Origin of the sequence: Streptomyces sp. SP17BM10 (genome assembly GCF_036322405.1) — a bacterium.
GTDB lineage: Bacteria > Actinomycetota > Actinomycetes > Streptomycetales > Streptomycetaceae > Kitasatospora.
Window position 1 is genome coordinate 1 of sequence record NZ_JAQYXB010000276.1, and the last position, 202, is coordinate 202.

A 202-nucleotide genomic window follows, 5' to 3' on the forward strand; every position below is an offset into this window, starting at 1 on the left:
CGGGGCGGCCCCGAACGCGCCGCAGGCCCTGACCGGTATCCCGATCAGGGCCTGCATGCTGTCCGGTGGGCGATACTGGGATCGAACCAGTGACCCCTTCGGTGTGAACGAAGTGCTCTCCCGCTGAGCTAATCGCCCGGGTGCAGGGAAAACATTACCGCATCCCGGAGGGTGGTCCGAACACCCTGCCCGACGGGGCCCC

1 tRNA gene is annotated in these 202 nt (G+C 67.8%); it reads right to left on the reverse strand.

Going from position 1 to position 202, the window contains the following annotated elements:
* Positions 1-66 precede the first annotated feature (66 nt).
* Positions 67-138: transfer RNA gene (locus PUR71_RS01280), tRNA-Val, on the reverse strand.
* Positions 139-202: the final 64 nt, after the last annotated feature.